Here is a 23,055-nt window from a genome sequence, read left to right on the forward strand (position 1 = left end):
TTTTATTGACTTTTTTTATTTTTATCCTGTTTTGTATCTTCTTTTTTTCCATCCTCTTCAGGTGCAGTAATATTTTTATTTTCATCTTCTTCATCAGTGGGTTCTTCAGTAGGTTCTTCTGGTTTTATTTCAGGTTCTTTATATGCATAGTAGCTTATACTTACCGAAGTACCTTCTTTTACTTGAGTATTTGCTTCTATAGTTTGAGCAAATATTTTTCCATCTAAATTTTTATCAGAAGTTTCAACAATTCTTTGATTTCCTAATTTTAATTTAGCATTCTCCAGAAGATTTTTAACCTCATCAAGAGTTTTGCTATTAAGATTTGGTACTGTAGAATATCTTACTTCAGGTCCTTTGCTTATAACCAAATCTATCTTGGACTTTAATTCAATTTCGCTACCTTTTTCAGGACTTTGCCTTATAACTGAGTTACTGGAAACATTATTGCTATATTCAGAGGATACATTTCCTAGTCTCAAATCATATCTATTTAAGATATCTTTAGCCACCTCTAAATCTATATCATGAAGGTCTGGTACTTTCAATTTTTCCTTACCACCACTTACTACAACTCTAACTTCAGATTTAGCTTTTATAGGTGCTCCTTCTTCAGGAGAGGCTTTTAAAACAGTTCCTTCTGGTTTATCACTATTCTCTACAGAAACTATTTGAAAAACTAAATTTTGCGCTTCTACAATTTTTTTAGCTTCGTCTTTATGTAATCCCACTATTTTAGGAACAGTAACTCTCTTGCTACCATTAAGCCTCTTATTGTAAATTACGTATCCTGATAAAAATCCTACACATAAAACCAATATAACCGCGGTGATAGTTACTATAGTCTTTTTATTTTTACTAGATATGGGTTTCCCCCTATCCTCTTCATAATATTGTCCATCATCTTCTAGTTCATCATTAAAATCATCTACATTTATAGGACTCATTACTCTAGTTCTATCATCTTCTATATTGGTTGATTCTATATTTACCTGTTCATTATTTTCTATCTTTTTTAAGTCATTTATAAGTTCACCTACATTTTGATATCTTTTAACGGGTTCTTTTTCCATGCACTTTAAAATTATACTATTTAAACTTTCCGACAAAGAAGGATTTATAGTTTTAGGAGGTATAAAATCTCCTTGAATATGTTTTAATGCAATAGAGACTGCTGTTTCTCCATTATAAGGTAGCTGTCCTGTTACCATTTCATATAAAACAATTCCAAGTGAATATATGTCTGTCCTAAAATCTATGAAACCGCCCTTAGCTTGTTCTGGTGAAAAGTAATGAACAGATCCTATAATTTGTGAAGTATTTGTTATTGTAACAGAATTAGTAGCCTTTGCTATACCAAAATCCGTTACTTTAACTAAATTATCTGCTGTTACTAAAATATTATGTGGCTTTATATCTCTATGTATGATGTTGTTTCTATGAGCACATTCTAGTCCTTTAGCTATTTGAATTGCTAATTTAACTGCTTCTTTATAAGGTATCTTACCTTTTTTCCTAATAACATCCTTTAAGGTTTCTCCTTGAACATACTCCATAACAATGTAGTTTATATTTTCTTCAGATCCTACATCATATATATTAACTATATTATTATCTGATATACTTGCTGCAGCTGTAGCTTCTCTTTTAAATTTTTCTACAAATTGAGCATCTTGAGAAAACTCTTCTTTTAAAATCTTTACTGCTACATATCTGTTAAGAAAATGGCATTTTGCTTTATAGACCTCTGCCATTCCACCTTCTCCAACTTTTTCTAATAATTCATATCTATTTCCTAGCAATGTGCCTATCATCACTACACTCTCCTTCAAATACAATGACTGATATGTTATCTTTCCCACCTTTTTCTTTGCAGGATTCTAGTAAAATTCTGCAAGCATTTTCGTTATTATTGGTTATTATTATATCATACATTTCTTTTGGTGTAATATCATTTGTTAGTCCATCAGTACAAAGTATTGCCTTTTTTATTTCTTTTAAATCTAATAAGAATGTATCTACTATAACTAAGTCACTTGTACCTAAGGCTCTTGTTATAACATTTTTATTTGGATGTATAAGAGCTTCTTCTTCTGTTATACTTCCATTATCAATTAATTGTTGAACTAATGAGTGGTCTTTAGTTACTTTAAGTATTTTATCATCTTTGTCAATAATATAACAACTACTATCTCCTACATTTGCAACTACTATTTTTTCTTTTTTTATAAAAGCCGCTGTTATAGTAGTTCCCATACCTTCATATTCCTTTTTTGTACATGCCAGCTTAAATATATTCTCATTAGCTTTCTTTATGGCTTTTGTAAGTTGCCAATCTATATCTTCTGTATCTTCCATATTATTCAAGTACTCTATTACAGTATTAACTGCCAATTCACTAGCAACTTCTCCTGCATTATGTCCTCCCATGCCATCAGCAACTATATATATTTCTTTTGTCTCATCTATATAGTATCCAACATAATCTTCATTTATCTTTCTAAAATTCCCAACATCTGTTATCATACCCACCATAGATTTACACCTCTTTACTATTATTTTTAACATATCTTCTTCGAAGCTGTCCACAGGCTGCATTTATGTCCGAGCCCATTTCTCTTCTTATAGTAGTTTGTATGCCACTTTTTAGTAATATATTACTAAAGTTTTTAATCCTATTGGTGGAAGAACTTTTAAAATCTTTTTCATCTATTTTGTTAACTGGAATTAAATTCACATGACAAAGCATTCCCTTTAATAGAGTAGCTAACTCTTCTGCATGTACCTCCTTATCATTTAAATTACTAACTAAGGCGTATTCAAAAGTTATTCTTCTATTTGTTTTGTTTATATAGTAGTTGCATGCCTCTATTAGCTCTTCTACAGAATAAACGGAAGCAATAGGCATGGTTTTTCTTCTTATATTATCATTAGGTGCATGTAATGATATTGCTAAAGTTATTTGTAAATTTTCTTCTGCTAGCTGCCTTATTTTAGGAACTATACCACAAGTTGAAAGTGTTATATGTCTTTGCCCTATATTGAGACCATTTTCAGCATTTACCATTCTTATGAAGTTTAAACTATTGTCATAATTGTCTAGTGGTTCCCCACTACCCATCATAACTATGTTAGATATTCTTTCCCCTGTTTCTTCCTGTGCCTTTAATACTTGCCCTAGAATTTCTCCATGAGATAAACTTCTTACAATTCCACCTATGGTAGAAGCACAAAAAGTACATCCCATTTTACATCCTACTTGGGTAGATACACAAATGGTGTTGCCATGTTTATACTTCATAACCACAGATTCTATTATATTTCCATCATTATATTTAAAAAGAAATTTAACAGTACTTTCATCTTTAGATACATATTTTTGTACTACAGATGGAACACTAAGATAAAAATTTTCTTGAAGCTTATTTGTAATAACTTTAGGTATATTTTTCATAGCTTCAAAATTATAAACTCCTTTATATACCCAGTCTAATACTTGTTTTGCTCTAAATTCTTTTTCTTTATTTTCTATCATCCACTTTTTTAAATCCTCTAAGCTTAAGTCTAATAAATTTATCATATTAAACACCTACCGCTGTTTTTTAAATTTGGCTATATAAAATCCATCCATATATTCATTTGGTAATATGGTAAGTGTACCATATTCATCATATATAAAATTGTCTAAATTACCTAAAAAGATTTTTTCAATTTTAAAGTTAGGAAACTCTTTTAAAAACCATTTAACATTTTCTATATTTTCTTTTTTATTTAATGTACAAGTTGAATATAAGAGTATTCCATTCTTTTTAAGATACTTAGCCCCATTTTCTAATATTTTTCTTTGAATATGAACTATAGATTTTAAATCCTTAGCACTTTTAGTATATTTTATTTCAGGTTTTTTTCTAATAATACCTAACCCTGAACAAGGAGCATCTATTAAAATTCTATTTGCAAATTCACTATACTTTTTATTATATAAAGTTCCATCTCCTAGTATAAGATCTATATTCTTAACTCCTAAACGTTCTTTATTTTGTTTAATTAGATCCAATTTGTTTTCATGTATATCAAAAGCTAACACCTTGCCAGTATTATTCATTATTTCTGATATATGTGTAGTTTTACCCCCGGGAGCACTACAAAGATCCATTACATTCATATTATCTTCTAAATCCATAGCTCCTGCCACAAGCATAGCACTTTCATCCTGTACTGTTATAAGTCCTTCTTTAAAAAGAGGATTTTTTTCTATGGCTCTTCCTTTAATTATTCTTATAGCTTCAGGACAAACCAAACCTTCTTCTATATTGTAATTATTATCTTCTAATGAATTCCATACACTTTCATAATCACTTTTAATATTGTTAACCCTAACTGTAATTGAAGGTATAGAATTTAACCCTTTTAATATTTCTTCTATCTTTTCTCTACCATATTGTTTTAAAAATAAGTCTATCATCCACTTTGGATAGGAATATTCAAAGGATAATTTTTCTACTAAATTACTTTCATCATAGTATTTAGGATCTTTATTTCTTATGTAGTTTCTTAAAACTCCATTTATCAGTTTACCAGTCCCTTTTGACTTTACTTTTCCTAGTTCTACACACTCATTTACTGCTGCAAAACTAGGAACTTTATCAAGGTACCTTAGTTGGTAAATACCTATTCTCAATATATTTAAAACATATTTGTCTACACTTTTTATTCCCTTTTTTATGTAACTATTTAATATAGTATCTATGGTGTGCCTATATTTTATAGTTCCATATACCAATTCTGTTATAAAAGCTTTATCCTTCTCATTTAGCTTGTATTTATTTAAGGCATTATTTAGGGCTATATTAGAGTAGGCATTTTTAAGAAACACTGCATCTAACACTTCTATAGCTACTTTTCTATCTGTTACCATATATAAATTTCTCCTATTTTTTATATTTATACACAAGAAAGTTGTATGGCATGTATTTGTGCCATACAGCTTTTTTACTAATCATTTCTTCTACTTAAAACAATAAGTCTTAAAAGTTGAGAGATAGCCGTTAGAGTTGCTGCTACATAGGTCATAGCCGCAGCACTTAAGACCTTTTTTGCACCTCTTACCTCTTCACCGTAAAGTGTGCCTGTTCCTTCTAGCATTGATATAGCTCTGGATGAAGCGTCAAACTCTACAGGTAAAGTAATTAGTTGAAATAAAACCACCGTTGAAAATAGTATTATTCCAGTTTTAACAAGACCTGTTATTTTCAATATAAATCCAAGAATAAATAGTATCCAAGATAAATTAGAACCTAAATTAGCTACTGGTACTATGGCATTTCTAATTTTTAAGGGAGCATAGTTTTCTTGATGTTGAATGGCATGCCCTGTTTCATGGGCTGCAACTCCTATGGACGCTACAGAAGTTCCATAATATACATCAGAAGATAATCTCATTACCCTATTTACAGGATCATAGTGATCTGTAAGTTTTCCATTAACTAATTGAACTGGTATATCAAAGAGTCCATTATTATCTAAGAGCCTTCTTGCTATTTGTTCTCCAGTATATCCACCCTGACTTCTAACTCTTGAATACTTCTCAAAAGTACTATTTACTTTCATTTGAGCTATGAAAGATATTATAAGTGCAGGTATTAGAATTATCATAGTACTATCATAATAGAACATACATATCCCTCCTTTTTACTCTAATATAATCCCTTTTTCTATTTTATTACCTCTTATATACTCTTCTACATACATAGGTTTTTTAGATGGGAACTGTATTTTTTTCAATAATAATATTCCATCTTTAGTAGCAACTTTTATTCCTCCTTTTGATACATCTATTATAAAACCTGGTGAAAAATCTTCTTTTTTATCTATTATTTCTGCTTCGTATATTTTCATCATAGTTCCCTTATAATAAGTATAGGCTAAAGGCCATGGATTTAATCCCTTTATAAGATTTTTTATATCTTCACTTTCTAAATTCCAATTAATTTTAGCCATTTTTTTATCTAACATGGATGCATAGCAAGACTCTTCGTCCTTTTGTTTTTCAGGTTCTATACTATCCTCTACTAATCCATTTATAGTTTTTACTAAAAGTTCTCCTCCACTTTCCATTAATTTATTATGAAGTTCTCCTGCTGTAGTATTATCTTCTATTTTAAATTCATCTTTTAATAGCATATCTCCTGTATCTAAACCTACATCCATAAACATAGTTGTATTACCACTAAATTTTTCTCCATTTATTATGGCCCAATTTATAGGAGCTGCTCCTCTGTATTTAGGTAATAATGATGCATGTAAATTTATGCATCCATATTTAGGAATATCTAATATCTCCTTGGATAGAATTTGTCCATAGGCTACTACTATAATAAAATCTGGTGATAATTTTTTTAAAAATTCTATCGCTTCCCTATCATCTCTTAATTTTTGTGGTTGTAAAATTTTTATATTTTCTCTTAGTGCAACTTCTTTTATAGGGGATATTGAGAGTTTTTTACCTCTTCCTTTAGGTCTATCTGGTTGAGTGAAAACAGCTTTAACACCAAATTCTTTAATAAGCCTTTCTAAAGATGGTACTGCAAATTCAGGTGTGCCCATAAATACTATTTTCATCAAATTATTCCCCCTTCACATCTATTATTTTATCTACAAATAGAACTCCATTTAAATGATCTATTTCATGGCATAGAGCCTTTGCTAAAAATTCCTCTCCTTCAACTATTATTTCCTTTCCATCTCTATTTTGTGCCTTGACTTTTACCCTATAAGGTCTTTCTACTTCCCCTTGTCTACCAGGAACACTTAAACATCCTTCTTGCTCTATATAAGATCCCTCTTGTTCTATAATTTCTGGATTTATTAAAAATAAAGGTCCTTCTCCAATATCTATAACTACTACTCTTTTTAATATTCCAACCTGAGGTGCTGCTAATCCTACACCATTGTTCTCATACATGGTGTCTAGCATATCATCTAATAATGCTTGAATTCTGTCATCTATTTTCTCTACTCTTCTACTTTTCTTTCTTAATAATTCGTCACCTAAAAATCTTAAATTCCTTATTGCCATATTAAACTACCTCCAAATAAATTTACATTAAGCTTGTAGGATTTATATCTATGCTAACTTTTATATCATTATATACATCCTTTAAGTTTTCATATACTTTGTTTTTTATAATATGTTTTAACTCATGGCTTATAATTCCCTTTAAGGTTATCTGCCATCTATAATTATTTTTTATTTTAGATATTTCACAAGGACATGGTCCTAGTACATTTATTTTATCATTATTTTTTAAAGTATCTTTTAATATTATACCAACATTTTGTATACTTTTTATTAATAGATCCTCATTTTTACTACTTAAATTTATAAGCATAATTTCTGTAAAAGGAGGATAGTCCATTAATCTTCTGTATTCTACCTCTTCTTTATAAAATTTATCATATTCATTATTAGCAGAATATATTATGCTATAATTATCTGGACTATAGGTTTGAACTATAACTTTTCCTTCTTTCTTACCTCTACCTGCTCTTCCTGATACTTGCGTTATAAGTTGGAAAGTTCTTTCTGTAGCTTTATAGTCTGGTATATTAAGAGATAGGTCAGCTGCAATTACTCCAACTAAAGTTACATTTTCAAAATCTAACCCTTTAGCTATCATTTGCGTACCTATTAAAATATCTGCCTTACCATTTTTAAAGGTTTCATATATTCTTTCATGAGAGTTCTTCTTTCTTGTGGTATCAAAATCCATTCTTAAAGTTCTTGCTTTAGGAAAATATTTGTGCACTTCTTTTTCTATTCTTTCTGTTCCTGCTCCAAAATATTTTACATAGGAACTACCACATTTAGGACAAGTTTTTAAAACCCTTTCTCTTTTACCACAATAATGACATATCAAAAAAGAATTTCGATTATGATAAGTAAGGGCTATATCACAGTTATTACATTTAAAAACATAACCACATTTCCTACAGGAAACAAATGTGGAAAAACCCCTTCTATTTAGGAATAATATTATTTGTTCTTTTTTATTTAATCTTTCTTCTATATCTTCAAAAAGTTTTTTACTAAAAATAGATTTGTTATTACTTATTAATTCCTCTCTCATATCCACAATTTCAATCTTTGGCATAGCTGCACCATCGGTTCTATTGAAAAGTTCTATAAGTTCTAGTTCCCCTATTTTAGAGGCATAGTAACTTTCTATGGATGGGGTAGCTGTTCCCAGTACTAGTTTACAATTATACAATTCACTTTTTATTCTCCCTATGTCCCTTGCATTATATTTAGGATCACTATCAGATTTATAGCTAGTTTCATGTTCTTCATCTATTACTATTAGTCCTAAATTGTTAAAAGGTAAAAAAATTGCTGATCTCGGTCCTATAGCAATTTTAACTTCTCCTTTTTTAACCCTTACCCATTCATCATATTTTTCTCCATCAGAAAGTCTACTATGAAAAAGAGTAATATCCTTTCCAAATCTTCCTTTAAATCTTTCTATCATTTGAGGTGTTAGAGCTATTTCTGGAACTAATATAATAGAATCCTTACCTTCTTTTAGCATTTCCTTTACTAAATTCATATATATTTCCGTTTTACCACTACCAGTAACACCTTTTATTAGAAACATATTTTTTTCTGAATTCATTATTTTTTCTATAGCACTTCTTTGTTCATCATTTAAAACTTTTTCTTCATAACCTTTATAAATTTTATCATTATATCTATTTATAACTTTTTCTTCTTGAGTTAAAAATTCATATTTTAGCAATGTGTTTATGGAAGATAAAGATAAATCAAATTTTTTGCTTAAGGCAGTTTTATTAAACTTTCCACTATTTTCTTTTACTATATTGTATATATTTATGTATGGTTCTTTATTATGCCTGCCCTCTAGAGATTTACCTATATATATTAGATTTTCTTTTTTCTTTTTAACTCCTTTAAAAAGTATAGAGGGTAATATAGTCCTTATCCCTTCCATATAAGTAGATAAACAATGTTTTCTCATATATTCTACAATACGTATATCCTTGTAAGATAATACAGGAAATTTTTCATATATCTTAATTATTTCTTTTATTTTTATATTTTCTTTATTTTCTATGTCTTCATATAAATTCATTACAAAAGCATCTATTTTTTTATTACCCATACCAAAAGGAACTAACACTCTATTTCCAACTTTAATCTTTAGTGCAAGTTCTTCCGATATTTTATAAGTAAAAATTCTATCCAATTGAATTGAATTACTGTTTACAACTACACCTGCATATCTATACACTTTATCACCCTTTTTATCATTAAACAAAAGAGGCTTACTTTAGCCCCTTTTAAATTCACTAAAAAAGTGCCCTGCACTTTTTTAGAATTTCTCTTTTAATATTAAATCAAAAATTTCTCTTGCTACTTCTTTTTTACTCATTTTGTCTAATGAAATATTGTTTCCATTTCTACACAGTATATTTACTTTATTATCATCAGACGCAAATCCAATTCCATGACCTGTTATATCATTTGCAACTATATAATCTAAATTTTTCTTCTTAAGCTTTTCTGTGGCGTTTTCAATTAAATCATTACTTTCTGCCGCAAATCCAACTAGTACTTGATTTTTCTTTATACTGCCAAGTTCTCTTAATATATCTGTATCCTTTTCCATTTCTAAGTTTAAACCTTCTCCATCTTTCTTTTTTATTTTCTTATCAGAAAAGGTCTTAGGTTTATAGTCTGCAACGGCTGCTGCCTTTATTACAATATCTTGTTTTTGAAAATTATCTAATACTTCTTTTAGCATTTCTTCATTTGTATTAATATGAATGGTATTAATTCCAAAAGGATCTTGCAAATTTGAAGTTCCAGATATTAAAGTTACATCTGCTCCCCTATCTCTGGCTTCTTTAGCTATTTCATAACCCATTTTCCCAGTTGATTTGTTTGTAACATATCTAACGGGATCAATTGGAGCTTTTGTAGGTCCTGCTGTTACTAGAACCTTCTTTCCTATTAAATCTTTTTTTGGATAAAGCATACTTTCTGCTATATTTGCTATAAGTTCTGTATCAGCCAATTTTCCTTTACCACTATCACCACAGGCTAACATACCTGATGTTGGTTCTATAAAACTATATCCAAAGGATTTTAATTTTTCTATATTTTGTTGCACTATTGGATTGGTATACATATTTGTATTCATGGCACTAGCAAAAACCACTGGTGCTCTAGTTGCCATTATAGTAGTAGATAGCATATCATCTGCTATTCCATTGGCAACTTTTCCTATTATATTCGCTGTAGCTGGCACTATAAGTATAAGATCTGCTTTTTTTGCCAGTGATATGTGCTGAATTTCCCAATGTTTTGGTTCATCAAACATATCTGTAACAACCATATTTTGACTTAAGCTTTGAAAGCTTAAAGGAGTTACAAATTCACAGGCGGATTTTGTCATAATAACATCTATATTAAAATTCTTTTTCTTTAGCTTGCTTATTACTTCTAAAGCCTTATATACTGCTATTCCTCCTGTAACACCTATAACTATGTTTTTTTTATTCATATCTATTTTATTCCTTCCCTAATAGTCTCATAGGATATAAGCCCATCATTAACTTCTTCAATAGCTAAAGATACAGGTTTTACTATATCTGATTCTAAAAGAGCTTCATCTCCATCTACTAGTTGCCTTGCTCTTTTGGATGTTACTACTACTAGTGAATATCTATTATCTACTTTTTTTAGTAAATCCGTTATAGCAGGATTAATCATAGAGTTGTTCATGTATTATTCCCTCCTTAGAAAGTAATATTGAGTCTTTTATTCTGTCCACTCTGCATTTTTCAGCCGAAATAATACTTTGTATTTTTTCGACTGCATCATGTACTTTATCATTTACAACAGCATAATTATATTTTGATACATAGTTAATTTCTTTATATGCTGATTTAAATCTGGTCATAAGAGATTCTTCTGTTTCTGTTCCTCTTTTTATTATTCTATTTTTTAATTCCTCCATAGAAGGTGGCAATATAAATATAAATATTCCTTCTTTATAATTTTCTTTTACTTGTAAAGCCCCTTGTATGTCTATTTCTAGTATTACATCTTTCCCTTTATCTAGCATTTCTATTACTTTTGATTTAGGAGTTCCATAATAGTTACCATATACTTTAGCATATTCTAAAAAATCATTTTCTTTAATCTTGTCTTCAAATTCTTCTTTAGACATGAAGTAATAACTCTTACCCTGGATTTCTCCTTCTCTTGGATCTCTAGTAGTTGAGGAAACTGAAAACCAAAAATTATTGTTTCTCAAAAGTTCTTTGCAAACTGTTCCTTTTCCTGTGCCTGAAGGTCCTGAGATTACAATTAGCAAGCCTTTTTCCATTAGTCTTCATCCTCTTCTAATATATCTTCTTTATATGATAGTCTATGAGCCACTGTTTCTGGTTGGACTGCAGATAGTATTACGTGGTCACTATCAGTTATTATAACAGCCCTTGTTCTTCTTCCATATGTAGCATCTATTAACATTCCTCTGTCCCTCGCTTCTTGTATAATTCTCTTTATTGGTGCTGATTCGGGACTTACTATTGCAATAAGTCTATTTGCTGAAACAATGTTTCCAAATCCTATGTTTATTAATTTAATAGCCATATAATTCCTCCTATTATTCAATATTTTGAATTTGTTCTCTTATTTTTTCAATTTCATTTTTCATTGTTAATACAAAGTTTGAAATATCTAAATTGTTAGCTTTTGAAGCAATTGTATTTACTTCCCTATTCATTTCTTGTACTATAAAATCTAATTTTCTACCTATGGGTTCCTCTAATTCCAAAGTATCTTTCACTTGAATTAAGTGGCTTTTAAGTCTAACTACTTCTTCATCTATACAGCTTCTATCTGCAAATAATGCCACCTCCATAGATAATCTTTCTTCATCTATTTCAACATCTTTTAAAAGTTCTTCTAATCTTAAATTTAATTTTTCTTTGTGTATTTTTACTACCTTAGGAGCTATAATTTCGACTTCTTTACATATTTCTTTAATGGTTTCACATTTTTCTAAAATATTTTCTTTAAGTTTAGAACCTTCTATTTCTCTCATTTTTACAAGAGAAACAACCCCTTCCTCTAAAGGAGTGCAAAGTTCCATCCAAAGTTCATCAATATTTTGCTCTTTATGTTCTATGGTGATGACCTCGGGAAATCTAGCAATTAAATCTATAGAAATTTCTTCTGATATACCATATCTATTTTTTATTTCTTCTAGATTTTTTACATATCCATCTGCTAAATCCTTATTAAAAATTGTTTCCACATTACTCTTATCATATGTATTAAGATTTATAAATACGTCTATTTTTCCTCTACCTACATATTTTTGTATTATTGCTCTTATCTTTTGTTCTAGCTGGATTAAGCTTCTGGGCATTTTTATGTTTATGTCACAATATCTGTGATTTACACTTTTAATTTCAACTACAAAACTTCTTTTTTCATTTTCAAATGTTGCCCTTCCAAAGCCCGTCATACTTTTTACCATAAACTTCATCCTTCCATTAACAATTGCTTAACTATACTCATTATACCTTTAGTTTTATGAAAAATTCAAGCATATTTTGCAAAAACTTAAAGAATGCTCCTTTTTTCTCTACAGTCTATATTTGATCGTATTGTTTTAAATTTGTTTTTTTATTTTTAGTTTACATTTTATTTAGTATACATAATATTTTTTATGTTAAATTATTTATTTAAGCTTATTTAACTAAAGTGTTTCTATACTAGTCACTTTTAATATGATAAAATATTATTAGTTCTAAATTTAGTAGGAGTGGTAAAATGTCTAAAATAGGTTTGAGAAATATAAAAACAGCGTTATCTGTTTTCTTATGTATTATTCTATTTGATTTATTTAATAGACAATATCCTTTTTACGCCTGTATTGCAGCCATATCCTGTATGAAAGAATGTCCTTCCTCTACTAAAAATGCAGGTAAATATAGGCTTATAGGTACTTGTATAGGTGCTTTTACAGGAATTGTATTTTATTTATACTTTAGTCATTCCGCTATTTTTTGTGCTATTGGAATTGTTATAGTTATATATCTTTGCAATTTATTTGAGCAGCAAAATTCTGTAATTATTAGTTGCATTGTTTTTATTGCTATAATGACAAATCTTAAAGGTATGCCTTCAGATAAATATGTTATTAATAGAATTTTAGATACATTTATAGGTATAATAATAGCTATATCTGTAGACAAGCTATTAAATCTAATAGACTTTGATAAGTTTAAATCAATATTATAAACAAATTTTTTGAATAAAAATAAAGCCTTGGAATTCATCCAAAGCTTTATTTTAGCTAATTTATATTTCTTTTTTAATTTTATCTAATCCCACTCTTTCTATAAGACTTCCAAATCTTTCCTTAGGGTTTCCTTTTTCTTTATAATAGATTATAAGTTTTTTTGTTATTTCCATTGCTTCTTCAATACTTGTAATATCTGAGAAGACTTCTCCTATTTTAGGTTTTTTACCCCACTTCCCTCCTACAAATACTTTTACGCCTTCTTTGTGTAATTCCACTCCATTAAAATGGCATTTATCTATACACAATCCGCAATTATTACATTTATCAAAATCTATTTTTATTTTACCATCTTCAGCTTTGCAAGCTTTAATTTTACAGACTTCTTCTACAGAACAAATTTTACATCCCACACAATTTTCTTCAACTACTTTTGGTTTTCTCTGAGCTACAATACCTAAATCATTTAATTCTGGTTTTATACAGTTATTAGGACATCCTCCTATACCTATTTTAAACTTATGAGGTAGTACTACATCATAGAATTCTTCATAAAATCTTTTATGTACTTCCCTTGCTAGCTTTTGTGTATCCATTAACCCATAGGTACAAACTGTTCCTTTACAGGCAACTATTGGTCTTACTCGGTTGCCTGTGCCTCCTGAGTATAGTTCAACTTCTTTTAATTCATCTTTAACCTTTTCTATATCCTCATATTTTATCCAGGGTATTTCAACGGTTAATCTAGTAGTAAAACTTGAATATCCTCTCCCATATTTCTCAGCTATCTCTGATACTTTGCTCATTTCTTTGTTGTTTAGACTTCCATCTTTTGTTATAACTCTACAAACAAAGTATTCTTTTCCCCTCTGAGGTATAAAACCTTGTCCTTTTAGTCCTTTAAATTCCTCTTCACTTAATTTTATAGCCATTTTTATTCCCCCCATATTACAAAAATAATATTAATATTGTTATTTTGTTATCAATGTTAATATTAATAGATGACGTATATATTGTCCAATTACTATTTGTAATACCAGGATAAGAAATATTTATATATCATTTTCCTTACAAAACATTGTAAAACTTTTTATAAATCTTTCGTTTCCATCTTTTAAATATATAAAGTTAAATTCCCTTCTCATATTAAAGTTTTCTATTTGAACTTCTTTTAAAGAACCCTCTTCGATATTTTCTTTCACAGCTTCTCTAGAAATTATGGTACATCCCAAATTTGATTTTACTAAAGATACTATGGCTGAAATATTTCCTATTTCCATATAGATGTTATAATCATCTTTTCTTATTCCCATTTCAATTAAATGTTCTTCGAAAATTTGCCTTGTACCAGATCCATCTTCTCTTAAGATTAATTTATCTTGTAAAATCTCTTCTATATTAACAAAATTTTTATCAGCAAATTTATGATTTGGAGACACTACTAATACTAATTCATCCTCCTTAAACTTAGTATACTCTATTTTTTCTTTACTAAATCCTCCTTCTATAACTCCAAGTTCTATTTCTCCTTTATAGAGCATTTTTATTACAGTATCAGTGTTTTCAACTTTTAATATAACATCTATATCATTGTGTTCTTTCTTATATTTTCCTATTATTGAAGGAATTACATATCCTCCTATGGTCAAAGTTGCTCCAACTACATATCTTTTATTTATAGAGTTTTTTAATTTCATATGAACTATATTGCTAATATTCTCCACTTGTCTTCCATATTTATATAAAACTTTTCCCTCTTCTGTTAATTCCATATTTTTGTTTTTATTTTTAAAAAGTTCTACTCCATAGTAATTTTCTATATACTTTATATGTTGTGATATAGCTGGTTGGGTTAAATTTAATACATTAGCAGCTCTTGTAAAACTTCCTACTTTAACTACAGTTAAAAAAGTTATTAATTTAAAATCAATCATTCTAGTCTTACTCCTTATAGTTTTTACCATAAAATTAAAATAGTAAAGTTTTTAAACTTTACTATTTTAATACTACACATTTTATAATATACTTTACCTTTTCTTTATTCAATACATAAATATTATATTTTAAATTTACTAATTACATTATTAAGTTTACTTGCTAATTCAGATTGTGTTTCTGTAGAAGTTGATACCTCTTCCATTGCTATAGCTGTCTCATTAGCTCCTGCCATTATTTCTTTAGATCCTGCTGCCGATTCCTCTGCTGTGTCTGAAACATTTCGTATAGCTACATTTACTTGTTCAATAGATGCTGATATTTGATTTGAAGACAGTGATATGTACTCCATTATTTCTTCTATCATTTCAGCATCTATTTCATAATTTTCCCCTGTATCTTTTAATAATTCATAAGTTGGTTTAACATTAGTTTCCATAAATTCAAGTATACTTTTACCATTTTCAGATAAACTATAAAAAGCACCTTGTATTTTATTTACCATAGTTTGAATCTCTGCTACAGCGTTAGTAGACTCCTCTGCAAGCTTTCGAACTTCTTCTGCAACCACAGCAAACCCTCTTCCATGCTCTCCTGCTCTAGCTGCTTCAATTGCAGCATTTAAAGCAAGTAAATTGGTTTGTTCTGCAATATTTCCTATAGATTCTGCCATGATCTTAATATCTTCTACTATCTCACCTTCTTCAATAGATTTAATTAAATCTTTTTCATGCTTATTGTATATCATTTCACTATTTTCAATTGCTTCTGTAGCTTTATTCTTTATATCTACCGCTCTGTTTTTTATATTCTCTACAGTTTCATGAAAATTATCAGACCTTTGAGCTAACTCCCTAATAGTTGATCCTATATCTTCTGTAGAAGCACTTACCTCCTCTGCAGTAGCACTTAAATCTTGGGAACCTTTAGTTATTTCAGTTAGTGATTCATTTGCAGCTTCCACCTTTGAATAAACTTCTTCTGTAATAGCCGATAGTTCTTCACTCCCAACTCCTATATCCCTTGCACTGATTTCTATTTCATTTATAATTGTCCTTATATTCTCCTTTGCATTATTTAAAGATTTAGCAATCTCTCCTATTTCATCATCTGCTTTTATATCTATATCCTTTGTTAAATCTCCTTTTCCAATAGCCTTTGCAAAATCCTCTGTCTTTTTTATATTTTTTATTATTTTAGAAGATGTAACCCATCCCATAGTAATAGATAAAATAAAACCTAAAACTATAGACATTATAATTATTTTAAAAGATTTATCATAAGTTGAAGTACTTACTGCTTTAGCTTCCCTAGACATTTTAATATTTAAATCTATTAATTCATTTAACTGACTAAACATAATATCCCTAACTTCAGAAATTTGATTTACATGAAATTTAGCTTTTTTATAATCATTTTTCTTAACTGCATTCATAATTTCATTATGAATACTTCTATAGTCACTCGAAGATTTCCTCAACCTGTTATATATACCTTTATTCTCCCTGGTGATTATTGTTTTTTCATATATGTTAAAAAGCTCATTATTATGGTTAAATAATTTTTTTACATCATTTTCTAAATAAGATACTCGCCCTAAGTTTTCCTGGGACGCCATAAGAAGCGTATTAGCTCCTATGGTTAAAAAATTTTCTTTTATATTTCTTACACTATTTATTCCCAACAAACCTTCATGATATAGTCTTTCTCCGCTATTATTTACTTTTTGCATATTAAATACGCCAATAAACCCTACAATAGCAATTAATAAAGCTATTAATATATAACTTAAAATTAATTTTTGTGCCAATTTTAGATTTTTACGCAACTTCACCACTGTCTCCCCCTTAACATTCTAAAACTAAATATAAATTAAATAAAATAACCTTCTCATATTTATATGCTTTATTTTCCTGTAGAGCCAAATCCACCTTTGCCTCTTTGACTTTCAGATAACATTTTTACTTCTTCAATATTAACTTTAACAATTGGCTTTATAACCATTTGAGCAATTTTCATACCCTTTTCCACTTGAAAATTTTTCTCACCATGGTTAATCAATATAATTCCTATTTCTCCCCTATATCCTGCATCTATAGTTCCTGGAGTATTCAATACAGTAACGCCATTTTTTAGAGCTAAGCCACTTCTTGGTCTTATTTGTGCTTCTGTATTTTCAGGTAATTCTATACTTATTCCCGTTAAAATGAGTGCATGCTTTCCTGGATTTATAATTTTATCCTCTGTAGAAAATAAATCCATTCCCGCATCATTATCATGGGCATATTGAGGTAATTTTGCATCTTCTTTTAATAATTTTATTTTTAATGTATATTCTGTCATTATACTCCTCCTAAGTTATAAAATTATAATTTTATATTAAAAGTTTAATATTTTAATTCCCGTATCTTCATCAATTTCTTTTTCTAAAGTAGCTCCAATAGGTTCTAAAAAAATTTCTCCTGTAACACTTATTATAGCGGATTGTAAGTGTCCTCCCTTTACATTAAAATCTTTATCCCCTAAATTAATATGTAAATGTGGTATTAAATTGTCCTTATATGTAGATACATTACCAACTAAGGATGTAATTTCAAAATCCCCTTTAAACTGCTTTTCATTGTACTTCTTATTTTCAAGTTCATATATACCTATAACTACCTGATTTGTAGCTCCTATACCCGATACCTTTGCTCCTTTTATATCTTCTTTTTTGCATAAAACTTTAATACTTTCTATTATTTCATCTCCTCTGTCTAATCTTATAAGATATTTGTCACCATATTTCTTGTAATCCATGATTATCCCCTTTTCTTTATTTTTTAATAGAAATTGCAATTAATATCTATTTGATTATATCATTATTCAAAGAATTATTTAATAGTATTTAACAACTTATCCATTGTCTTCTTATAACAAGTGATAGCATGTACTATTAACTAATAATACATGCTATCTTTATTCATCCTTTATTTTATATGAATTCCCCTAACCCACCCTGGCTAAAACTTGTAAATTAGTACATGGTAGTTACATTTACATTCTATTTGTACTCATGTTACATTTATGGGCTTAATTTGTTATGTGTGGAATCGAACCACTAGCACTGCCCTAATACCACCACTATAAGTAATCATAAGTTTTAATTTTTGTACTCACCTTTACAAATTTAAGTTACCTACCTTAATTATTAGTTATTTACTGTTATCTACTAACTAATTAAATCTACAGTCCAGTTTAATCCTTGTATTTTTGTATCTAAAATTCTAAACTCCTTTGATAGTCTGTCCACTTCTTTTTGAGTTTCTTTTATATCTATTGTGCTAAAATATTTAACCTCTGATCTACTAAATCTATCATGTTTTACAGCAGCTACTTCAGCTAGATTACTTAATATAAGTCTTTTGTCCCAAAGTTTTTCTCTCTCTGCTAATGCATCAGCTAAGGTCATTTCCTCATTGAATTTAGTTTTTGAATTTGTTTTATTTATTCTTTTAATTAAATCAGTCAAATTTTCAATAACTTCGTCTAATTCTTTTAATAAAATTTCTGGTTCTTCAGATGGTTCTTCTCCCTCTTGAACTTTTGCATTATTTATAAGTCTATTTTTTATCTGTTCTATCTTTCTTTGATAATCCGATCTTAATATTAATGCTTCTGCTAATTTCATATAAACACATCCTTTGAATTCACTAAAGTATTCATATATTTATTAGTAATATTACATTATATCCATTTTCAAGTCAATACAAGGACATTTCATAATGCAATACAAAATATTTTATTAAATAGTTTAATATCATTTTCAAATTAACTAGTTTTAAAGAGCATTTTTAAGTATTTTAACATAAAAGTTAAATTTATATCTTAAATTCTAATTTTTGGCTAAATATAAATTAAAATGGTATTTTGTTTTATCTTCACTTATGTTATAATAAATACGTTATAATGATAACGATTATCAATATCAGACGTATGGAGGTACAATAATGAAAAATTTAAAAGATATTACCATAGGAGATTCAGTTAAAGTTTTATCTATTTCTAATGATGTTTCAAAACGTAGACTAATGGACATGGGCTTAATTCCTGGTGTAACTGTTAAAGTAACAGGTAAAGCTCCATTAGGAGATCCTATAGAAATTTTGGTGAGAGGGTACAAGCTTACTCTTAGGCAAAAAGAAGCTGAAAGTATATTAGTCGGCTAATAAAGGAAGGAGTTTTTTTATGGGAGGTATTCCACTAACCTTTTTAAACATAGGTGAAAAAGGTATTGTTGAAATAATAGAAGGAAGTGACACTATAACTAAAAGACTTTATGAAATGGGAATAAATAAGGGTTCTAATATAGAAATTGTTAAAAATGATTTTGGTCCTTTAATAGTTTCCCTAACTGGTAGCCGTATTGCTATTAGTAAAGGTTTAGCACAGAAAATACTTATTAATAAAAGATAGGGAGGAATATGAATGAGCACATTTGCATTAGTAGGTAACCCTAATAGTGGTAAAACTACTCTTTTTAATGCTCTTACTGGTACTAACCAACATGTTGGTAATTGGCCAGGTGTAACTGTTGAAAAAAAAGAAGGGACTTTTAAATTTAAAGATAAAAGTTTTAAGGTTATAGATCTACCTGGAACTTATAGCTTTGCTGCCTATTCAGAAGATGAATTGGTTGCGAGAAATTATATCTTAGGAGATACCCCTGATGTTGTAATCAATGTGGTAGATGCAACAAATATTGAGAGAAATCTTTATTTAACTAGTCAATTAATGGAGATGGGCGCTAAAGTTGTTGTTGCCTTAAATATGATGGATGAAGCTACATCACAAAATATTAAAATAGATACAAACAAATTATCTAAAGAACTTGGAGTGCCTGTTATACCAATAGTTGCTAAAAGGAAAACGGGCATTTCTGATTTAATAAAAGAATCTATGAAATTCATAGAAGAAGATTCTTTTAAACCAATTTCCATTAGTTATGGGAAAGAACTTGATGATAAAAAAGAAAAGCTTACAAATATTTTAAAAGAAGAAAAGTTCAAACTTCCTCTTCCTTATAATTGGATAAGCCTTAAAATTTTAGAGGGTGATGAATACGTATTAAATATTATAAATAAAAATAACCCTTCTGAAATATTAAAAAAAGAATTAAACCTTTTAGCTGAAAAAAAGGATGACTATGAATTAACTATAGTAGATAAAAGATATGAACTTATATCTAAAATTGTTTCCCAGGCAGTTTCTCGTCCTAATATAAATAATGTTACTTTATCCGATAAAATTGATAAATGGGTAACTAATAAGTGGCTTGGAATACCAATATTTGCAGCAATTATGTATTTAATTTTTCAATTAACTTTTACCATTGGACAAGATATGCTTGGTGAGTTAGCAGCTGGAGCAATAGAATTCCTTGGGGAATCTACCACAGACTTTTTAGTTGGCTTAAATTCTCCTGAATGGCTAGTTTCCTTTGTAGGTGATGGTATATTTGGTGGTGTGGGAGCTGTTGTTGAATTCCTTCCTTTAATTATGGTCTTATATTTATTAATGGGAATACTTGAAGACACAGGATATATGGCAAGAGCTGCTTACGTTATGGATAGAGTAATGAGATCTTTAGGTCTTCATGGTAAAACTTTTGTATCTATGATAGTTGGATTCGGTTGTAACGTTCCTGGTATCATGGCTGCAAGAACTTTAGAAAATAAAAAAGATAGAATGATCGCAATTTTAATAAATCCTTTTATGTCTTGTGGTGCTAGAATACCTATATACTTAGTATTTATAGCTGCATTTTTTCCAAACAACGGGGTACTAGTAATCTTCTTACTTTATGTTTTAGGAATTATAACTGCATTAATAATAGGTAAAATTTTTAGTAAAACATTATTTAAAGGAGAAAGCTCTTACTTTATTATGGAACTTCCACCTTATAGACTTCCAACCTTAAAGGGAGTACTTTTAAATATGTGGGATAAAGTTGGAGCTTTCCTAAAAAGAGCAGGAACTATTATTTTCTCAGTAGTAACTATACTATGGGTTTTAGGTGTACTTCCTTATGGAGTAGAACCTAATAGTGAGGCTAGCATATTAGGTCAAATTGGTTCATTTATAGCTCCTTTATTTAAACCCGCTGGTTTTGGAACTTGGCAAGCATCAGTTGGATTGTTTACTGGAATAGTTGCAAAGGAAGCAGTTGTAGCAACTCTTGGAATGGTTTATGCAGGTGTTGAAGAAGGTACAAAATTAATTACTGCTATACAAGGTACATTTACACCTTTATCCGCCGTATCCTTTATGGTTATGACTCTTTTCTATACACCTTGTGCTGCTGTTATTGCTACAATCAAAAAAGAAACAAATTCTACAAAATGGACTTTATTTGCCGTAGGATACACTTTTGTTTTAGGATGGTTAGCAGCAGTTCTAATTTATCAAATAGGATCTTTGTTAGGTTTTAATTAATAGGGACGGTTAATTTTTTTAGTCAATTAAAAAGGAAGAAATCCATTGGATTTCTTCCTTTTTAATTGATTTAAATTATTGCTATTCTCAAAATCATCTCATCTTCTGCAACAATTTTACCTTTATTTTATAGATACTTCCTTTTAAAAAAGAATATCTACCATTTCTATTTTTTATAATTTTATTAGCATTTTTCTTGAGCTCGTTATAATTGAAATTATGTGGTTTTACATCAAAATCCCAACTCGCCTTTTCATCTGAGTCCATCCAGTCAAATGCTCTTATAACATCATATGGTATACAGTTTTATATATCTTTTAACTCGATTTATGGAATTCTAGTCTTGATTTGATATTTTATATATTCATTTCATATAAATATACAAAACTCTCCTTTTAGCGAGGCTTGTACTTTTTTATTTTAGACACACTAATAACACCTTTTATTAAAAATGGAAAATAAAGGATCTCTATATAAATCACTCTAGAAAATCTTTTGGTTTAAACCATACAAAATTCTAAGTATATCCTACTGCTTTTGAATTGCTATGTTCAGATATAAATTTATTTATTAAGTTTTTGTACTTATCTTCCGTTGATATAAGTTCAACTCCTATAGAACAAAGTCTAGATACTGTTGATTGAGCTATATTCCCTAAAACCTTACATATATCTTTAAATTCTAATTCTCTCTTCATTTTTTCATCATTACATATATAAACTAATTTAGCATATCTTTCCCTTGCTTCTTTTACATTATTACTAAAAAGTTGCATTATAAACCTTTCGTCTAGAAGACCTGTATTGTCTCTTTCAAGCCCTAAATACACCTTTAAACTTGAATATTTATATTTTTCAGGACACTTTTCATATCCTCTTATATCTAATGGATTGTTGTGAATATAGGCAGATAACATAATAAGATATCTCTGTGTATCCACCATTTTACTTTTGAATCTATCTTGAAATAGATGTCCATTCCTTTTATAAATACGATTAAAGGTTATTGCATATTTGAAGTTTAATCCATGCATTGTTTTTGATATATCCGCACCATTAGAATCTATTATAAAGTGCCCATGATTGGACATTAAACAATACGCATATACCTTAAACCCATATATTTTTTGATATTCCCTCATTTGTTTTAAATATCTAATTTTATCTTCATGTTTCTTAAATAGTGGTACTTCCGTTATGCTTTTTATCATTATATGATATATACCATTCTCTGATTTTTGTCTTTTGGTTCTTGGCAAGAAAAACACCTCACTCCATAGTTAATATCTCAATTATTAACATACAAT

Annotated in this window: 24 protein-coding genes; 4 read left to right on the forward strand and 20 right to left on the reverse strand. The window is 28.8% G+C overall.

Annotation, left to right across the window (positions count from 1 at the left end; all coding sequences use genetic code 11):
• Positions 1 to 2: 2 nt before the first annotated feature.
• The 13 genes from pknB to B5D21_RS07715 form a co-directional block, all read right to left on the reverse strand.
• Positions 3 to 1,814 carry a Stk1 family PASTA domain-containing Ser/Thr kinase gene (gene pknB, locus B5D21_RS07655; protein WP_046655454.1) on the reverse strand — a complete coding sequence of 604 codons (1,812 nt, stop codon included), beginning with the start codon at positions 1,812 to 1,814 and terminating at the stop codon, positions 3 to 5.
• A complete protein-coding gene (locus B5D21_RS07660) occupies positions 1,789 to 2,568 on the reverse strand; it encodes a Stp1/IreP family PP2C-type Ser/Thr phosphatase (RefSeq protein ID WP_414647448.1) in 780 nt (259 codons plus the stop codon). Before B5D21_RS07660 ends, pknB begins: the two co-directional genes overlap by 26 nt.
• On the reverse strand, positions 2,540 to 3,580 hold the full coding sequence (rlmN, locus tag B5D21_RS07665) for a dual-specificity RNA methyltransferase RlmN (protein ID WP_035109923.1): 1,041 nt from the start codon (positions 3,578 to 3,580) through the stop codon (positions 2,540 to 2,542). The genes B5D21_RS07660 and rlmN overlap by 29 nt, the downstream gene beginning before the upstream one ends.
• A gap of 9 nt (positions 3,581 to 3,589) precedes the next feature.
• Positions 3,590 to 4,918, reverse strand: a complete 1,329-nt coding sequence (gene rsmB / locus B5D21_RS07670) for a 16S rRNA (cytosine(967)-C(5))-methyltransferase RsmB (protein WP_035109925.1) — start codon at positions 4,916 to 4,918, stop codon at positions 3,590 to 3,592.
• Positions 4,919 to 4,995: 77 nt separating this feature from the next.
• On the reverse strand, positions 4,996 to 5,676 hold the full coding sequence (locus tag B5D21_RS07675) for a zinc metallopeptidase (protein WP_011099452.1): 681 nt from the start codon (positions 5,674 to 5,676) through the stop codon (positions 4,996 to 4,998).
• 15 nt (positions 5,677 to 5,691) lie between these two features.
• Positions 5,692 to 6,621, reverse strand: a complete 930-nt coding sequence (gene fmt, locus B5D21_RS07680; protein ID WP_035124891.1) for a methionyl-tRNA formyltransferase — start codon at positions 6,619 to 6,621, stop codon at positions 5,692 to 5,694.
• Between the two features lie 4 nt (positions 6,622 to 6,625).
• Entirely contained in the window at positions 6,626 to 7,078 is a 453-nt protein-coding gene (gene def, locus B5D21_RS07685; RefSeq protein WP_011099450.1) for a peptide deformylase, read from the reverse strand.
• Between the two features lie 22 nt (positions 7,079 to 7,100).
• Positions 7,101 to 9,308 carry a primosomal protein N' gene (gene priA / locus B5D21_RS07690; RefSeq protein ID WP_035124947.1) on the reverse strand — a complete coding sequence of 736 codons (2,208 nt, stop codon included), beginning with the start codon at positions 9,306 to 9,308 and terminating at the stop codon, positions 7,101 to 7,103.
• Positions 9,309 to 9,389: 81 nt separating this feature from the next.
• Positions 9,390 to 10,583: a bifunctional phosphopantothenoylcysteine decarboxylase/phosphopantothenate--cysteine ligase CoaBC gene (gene coaBC, locus B5D21_RS07695; protein WP_011099448.1), complete on the reverse strand. Its 1,194-nt coding sequence runs from the start codon at positions 10,581 to 10,583 to the stop codon at positions 9,390 to 9,392.
• Positions 10,584 to 10,585: 2 nt separating this feature from the next.
• Positions 10,586 to 10,804: a DNA-directed RNA polymerase subunit omega gene (rpoZ, locus tag B5D21_RS07700; RefSeq protein ID WP_023438096.1), complete on the reverse strand. Its 219-nt coding sequence runs from the start codon at positions 10,802 to 10,804 to the stop codon at positions 10,586 to 10,588.
• Positions 10,785 to 11,411 (reverse strand): guanylate kinase, encoded by a 627-nt coding sequence (gene gmk / locus B5D21_RS07705; RefSeq protein WP_011099447.1) that lies wholly within the window; start codon positions 11,409 to 11,411, stop codon positions 10,785 to 10,787. The genes rpoZ and gmk overlap by 20 nt, the downstream gene beginning before the upstream one ends.
• Positions 11,411 to 11,680, reverse strand: a complete 270-nt coding sequence (remA, locus tag B5D21_RS07710) for an extracellular matrix/biofilm regulator RemA (protein WP_023438094.1) — start codon at positions 11,678 to 11,680, stop codon at positions 11,411 to 11,413. The genes gmk and remA overlap by 1 nt, the downstream gene beginning before the upstream one ends.
• Positions 11,681 to 11,693: 13 nt before the next feature.
• Positions 11,694 to 12,572, reverse strand: coding sequence for a YicC/YloC family endoribonuclease (locus B5D21_RS07715; protein WP_011099446.1), 879 nt, complete (start codon positions 12,570 to 12,572; stop codon positions 11,694 to 11,696).
• Between the two features lie 296 nt (positions 12,573 to 12,868).
• Between B5D21_RS07715 and B5D21_RS07720 the strand changes: the two genes are divergently transcribed.
• On the forward strand, positions 12,869 to 13,339 hold the full coding sequence (locus B5D21_RS07720; RefSeq protein ID WP_011099445.1) for an FUSC family protein: 471 nt from the start codon (positions 12,869 to 12,871) through the stop codon (positions 13,337 to 13,339).
• 60 nt (positions 13,340 to 13,399) lie between these two features.
• Here B5D21_RS07720 and B5D21_RS07725 read toward each other — a convergent pair whose 3' ends face one another.
• From B5D21_RS07725 to B5D21_RS07750, 6 genes are all read right to left on the reverse strand, one after another.
• Complete coding sequence (locus B5D21_RS07725) at positions 13,400 to 14,272, reverse strand: (4Fe-4S)-binding protein (RefSeq protein ID WP_035109931.1); 873 nt, start codon at positions 14,270 to 14,272, stop codon at positions 13,400 to 13,402.
• Positions 14,273 to 14,392: 120 nt separating this feature from the next.
• The gene (locus tag B5D21_RS07730; protein ID WP_035124893.1) at positions 14,393 to 15,274 is read right to left on the reverse strand and encodes a LysR family transcriptional regulator; all 882 of its coding nucleotides are present in this window, start codon (positions 15,272 to 15,274) and stop codon (positions 14,393 to 14,395) included.
• A 122-nt stretch (positions 15,275 to 15,396) separates the two neighbouring features.
• Entirely contained in the window at positions 15,397 to 17,109 is a 1,713-nt protein-coding gene (locus B5D21_RS07735; RefSeq protein WP_035109935.1) for a methyl-accepting chemotaxis protein, read from the reverse strand.
• 71 nt (positions 17,110 to 17,180) lie between these two features.
• On the reverse strand, positions 17,181 to 17,618 hold the full coding sequence (dut, locus tag B5D21_RS07740; protein WP_011099441.1) for a dUTP diphosphatase: 438 nt from the start codon (positions 17,616 to 17,618) through the stop codon (positions 17,181 to 17,183).
• A 36-nt stretch (positions 17,619 to 17,654) separates the two neighbouring features.
• On the reverse strand, positions 17,655 to 18,074 hold the full coding sequence (locus B5D21_RS07745) for a PPC domain-containing DNA-binding protein (protein WP_035109938.1): 420 nt from the start codon (positions 18,072 to 18,074) through the stop codon (positions 17,655 to 17,657).
• Positions 18,075 to 18,486: 412 nt separating this feature from the next.
• Positions 18,487 to 18,945, reverse strand: coding sequence for a DIP1984 family protein (locus B5D21_RS07750; protein WP_011099439.1), 459 nt, complete (start codon positions 18,943 to 18,945; stop codon positions 18,487 to 18,489).
• Positions 18,946 to 19,264: 319 nt separating this feature from the next.
• Here B5D21_RS07750 and B5D21_RS07755 point away from each other — a divergent pair, with 319 nt between their 5' ends.
• The 3 genes from B5D21_RS07755 to feoB are packed head-to-tail and all read left to right on the forward strand — an operon-like array spanning position 19,265 to position 21,749.
• Positions 19,265 to 19,483 (forward strand): FeoA family protein, encoded by a 219-nt coding sequence (locus B5D21_RS07755; RefSeq protein WP_035109940.1) that lies wholly within the window; start codon positions 19,265 to 19,267, stop codon positions 19,481 to 19,483.
• A 19-nt stretch (positions 19,484 to 19,502) separates the two neighbouring features.
• A complete protein-coding gene (locus B5D21_RS07760; RefSeq protein ID WP_023438085.1) occupies positions 19,503 to 19,730 on the forward strand; it encodes a FeoA family protein in 228 nt (75 codons plus the stop codon).
• 12 nt (positions 19,731 to 19,742) lie between these two features.
• Positions 19,743 to 21,749 carry a ferrous iron transport protein B gene (gene feoB / locus B5D21_RS07765; protein WP_011099438.1) on the forward strand — a complete coding sequence of 669 codons (2,007 nt, stop codon included), beginning with the start codon at positions 19,743 to 19,745 and terminating at the stop codon, positions 21,747 to 21,749.
• Between the two features lie 517 nt (positions 21,750 to 22,266).
• Here the strand turns inward: feoB and B5D21_RS07770 are convergent.
• Complete coding sequence (locus tag B5D21_RS07770; protein ID WP_011099437.1) at positions 22,267 to 23,016, reverse strand: transposase; 750 nt, start codon at positions 23,014 to 23,016, stop codon at positions 22,267 to 22,269.
• Between the last annotated feature and the right edge of the window lie 39 nt (positions 23,017 to 23,055).

Source organism: Clostridium tetani (genome assembly GCF_900167265.1).
Classification (GTDB): Bacteria; Bacillota; Clostridia; order Clostridiales; family Clostridiaceae; genus Clostridium_G; species Clostridium_G tetani.

Coding starts and splice junctions, on each gene's coding strand:
- pknB (WP_046655454.1), bottom strand. CDS start 1,814: ATGATAGGCACATTGCTAGGAAATAGATATGAATTATTAGAAAAAGTT.
- B5D21_RS07660 (WP_414647448.1), bottom strand. CDS start 2,568: ATGTTAAAAATAATAGTAAAGAGGTGTAAATCTATGGTGGGTATGATA.
- rlmN (WP_035109923.1), bottom strand. CDS start 3,580: ATGATAAATTTATTAGACTTAAGCTTAGAGGATTTAAAAAAGTGGATG.
- rsmB (WP_035109925.1), bottom strand. CDS start 4,918: ATGGTAACAGATAGAAAAGTAGCTATAGAAGTGTTAGATGCAGTGTTT.
- B5D21_RS07675 (WP_011099452.1), bottom strand. CDS start 5,676: ATGTTCTATTATGATAGTACTATGATAATTCTAATACCTGCACTTATA.
- fmt (WP_035124891.1), bottom strand. CDS start 6,621: ATGAAAATAGTATTTATGGGCACACCTGAATTTGCAGTACCATCTTTA.
- def (WP_011099450.1), bottom strand. CDS start 7,078: ATGGCAATAAGGAATTTAAGATTTTTAGGTGACGAATTATTAAGAAAG.
- coaBC (WP_011099448.1), bottom strand. CDS start 10,583: ATGAATAAAAAAAACATAGTTATAGGTGTTACAGGAGGAATAGCAGTA.
- rpoZ (WP_023438096.1), bottom strand. CDS start 10,804: ATGAACAACTCTATGATTAATCCTGCTATAACGGATTTACTAAAAAAA.
- gmk (WP_011099447.1), bottom strand. CDS start 11,411: ATGGAAAAAGGCTTGCTAATTGTAATCTCAGGACCTTCAGGCACAGGA.
- remA (WP_023438094.1), bottom strand. CDS start 11,680: ATGGCTATTAAATTAATAAACATAGGATTTGGAAACATTGTTTCAGCA.
- B5D21_RS07715 (WP_011099446.1), bottom strand. CDS start 12,572: ATGGTAAAAAGTATGACGGGCTTTGGAAGGGCAACATTTGAAAATGAA.
- B5D21_RS07720 (WP_011099445.1), top strand. CDS start 12,869: ATGTCTAAAATAGGTTTGAGAAATATAAAAACAGCGTTATCTGTTTTC.
- B5D21_RS07725 (WP_035109931.1), bottom strand. CDS start 14,272: ATGGCTATAAAATTAAGTGAAGAGGAATTTAAAGGACTAAAAGGACAA.
- B5D21_RS07730 (WP_035124893.1), bottom strand. CDS start 15,274: ATGATTGATTTTAAATTAATAACTTTTTTAACTGTAGTTAAAGTAGGA.
- dut (WP_011099441.1), bottom strand. CDS start 17,618: ATGACAGAATATACATTAAAAATAAAATTATTAAAAGAAGATGCAAAA.
- B5D21_RS07745 (WP_035109938.1), bottom strand. CDS start 18,074: ATGGATTACAAGAAATATGGTGACAAATATCTTATAAGATTAGACAGA.
- B5D21_RS07750 (WP_011099439.1), bottom strand. CDS start 18,945: ATGAAATTAGCAGAAGCATTAATATTAAGATCGGATTATCAAAGAAAG.
- B5D21_RS07755 (WP_035109940.1), top strand. CDS start 19,265: ATGAAAAATTTAAAAGATATTACCATAGGAGATTCAGTTAAAGTTTTA.
- B5D21_RS07760 (WP_023438085.1), top strand. CDS start 19,503: ATGGGAGGTATTCCACTAACCTTTTTAAACATAGGTGAAAAAGGTATT.
- feoB (WP_011099438.1), top strand. CDS start 19,743: ATGAGCACATTTGCATTAGTAGGTAACCCTAATAGTGGTAAAACTACT.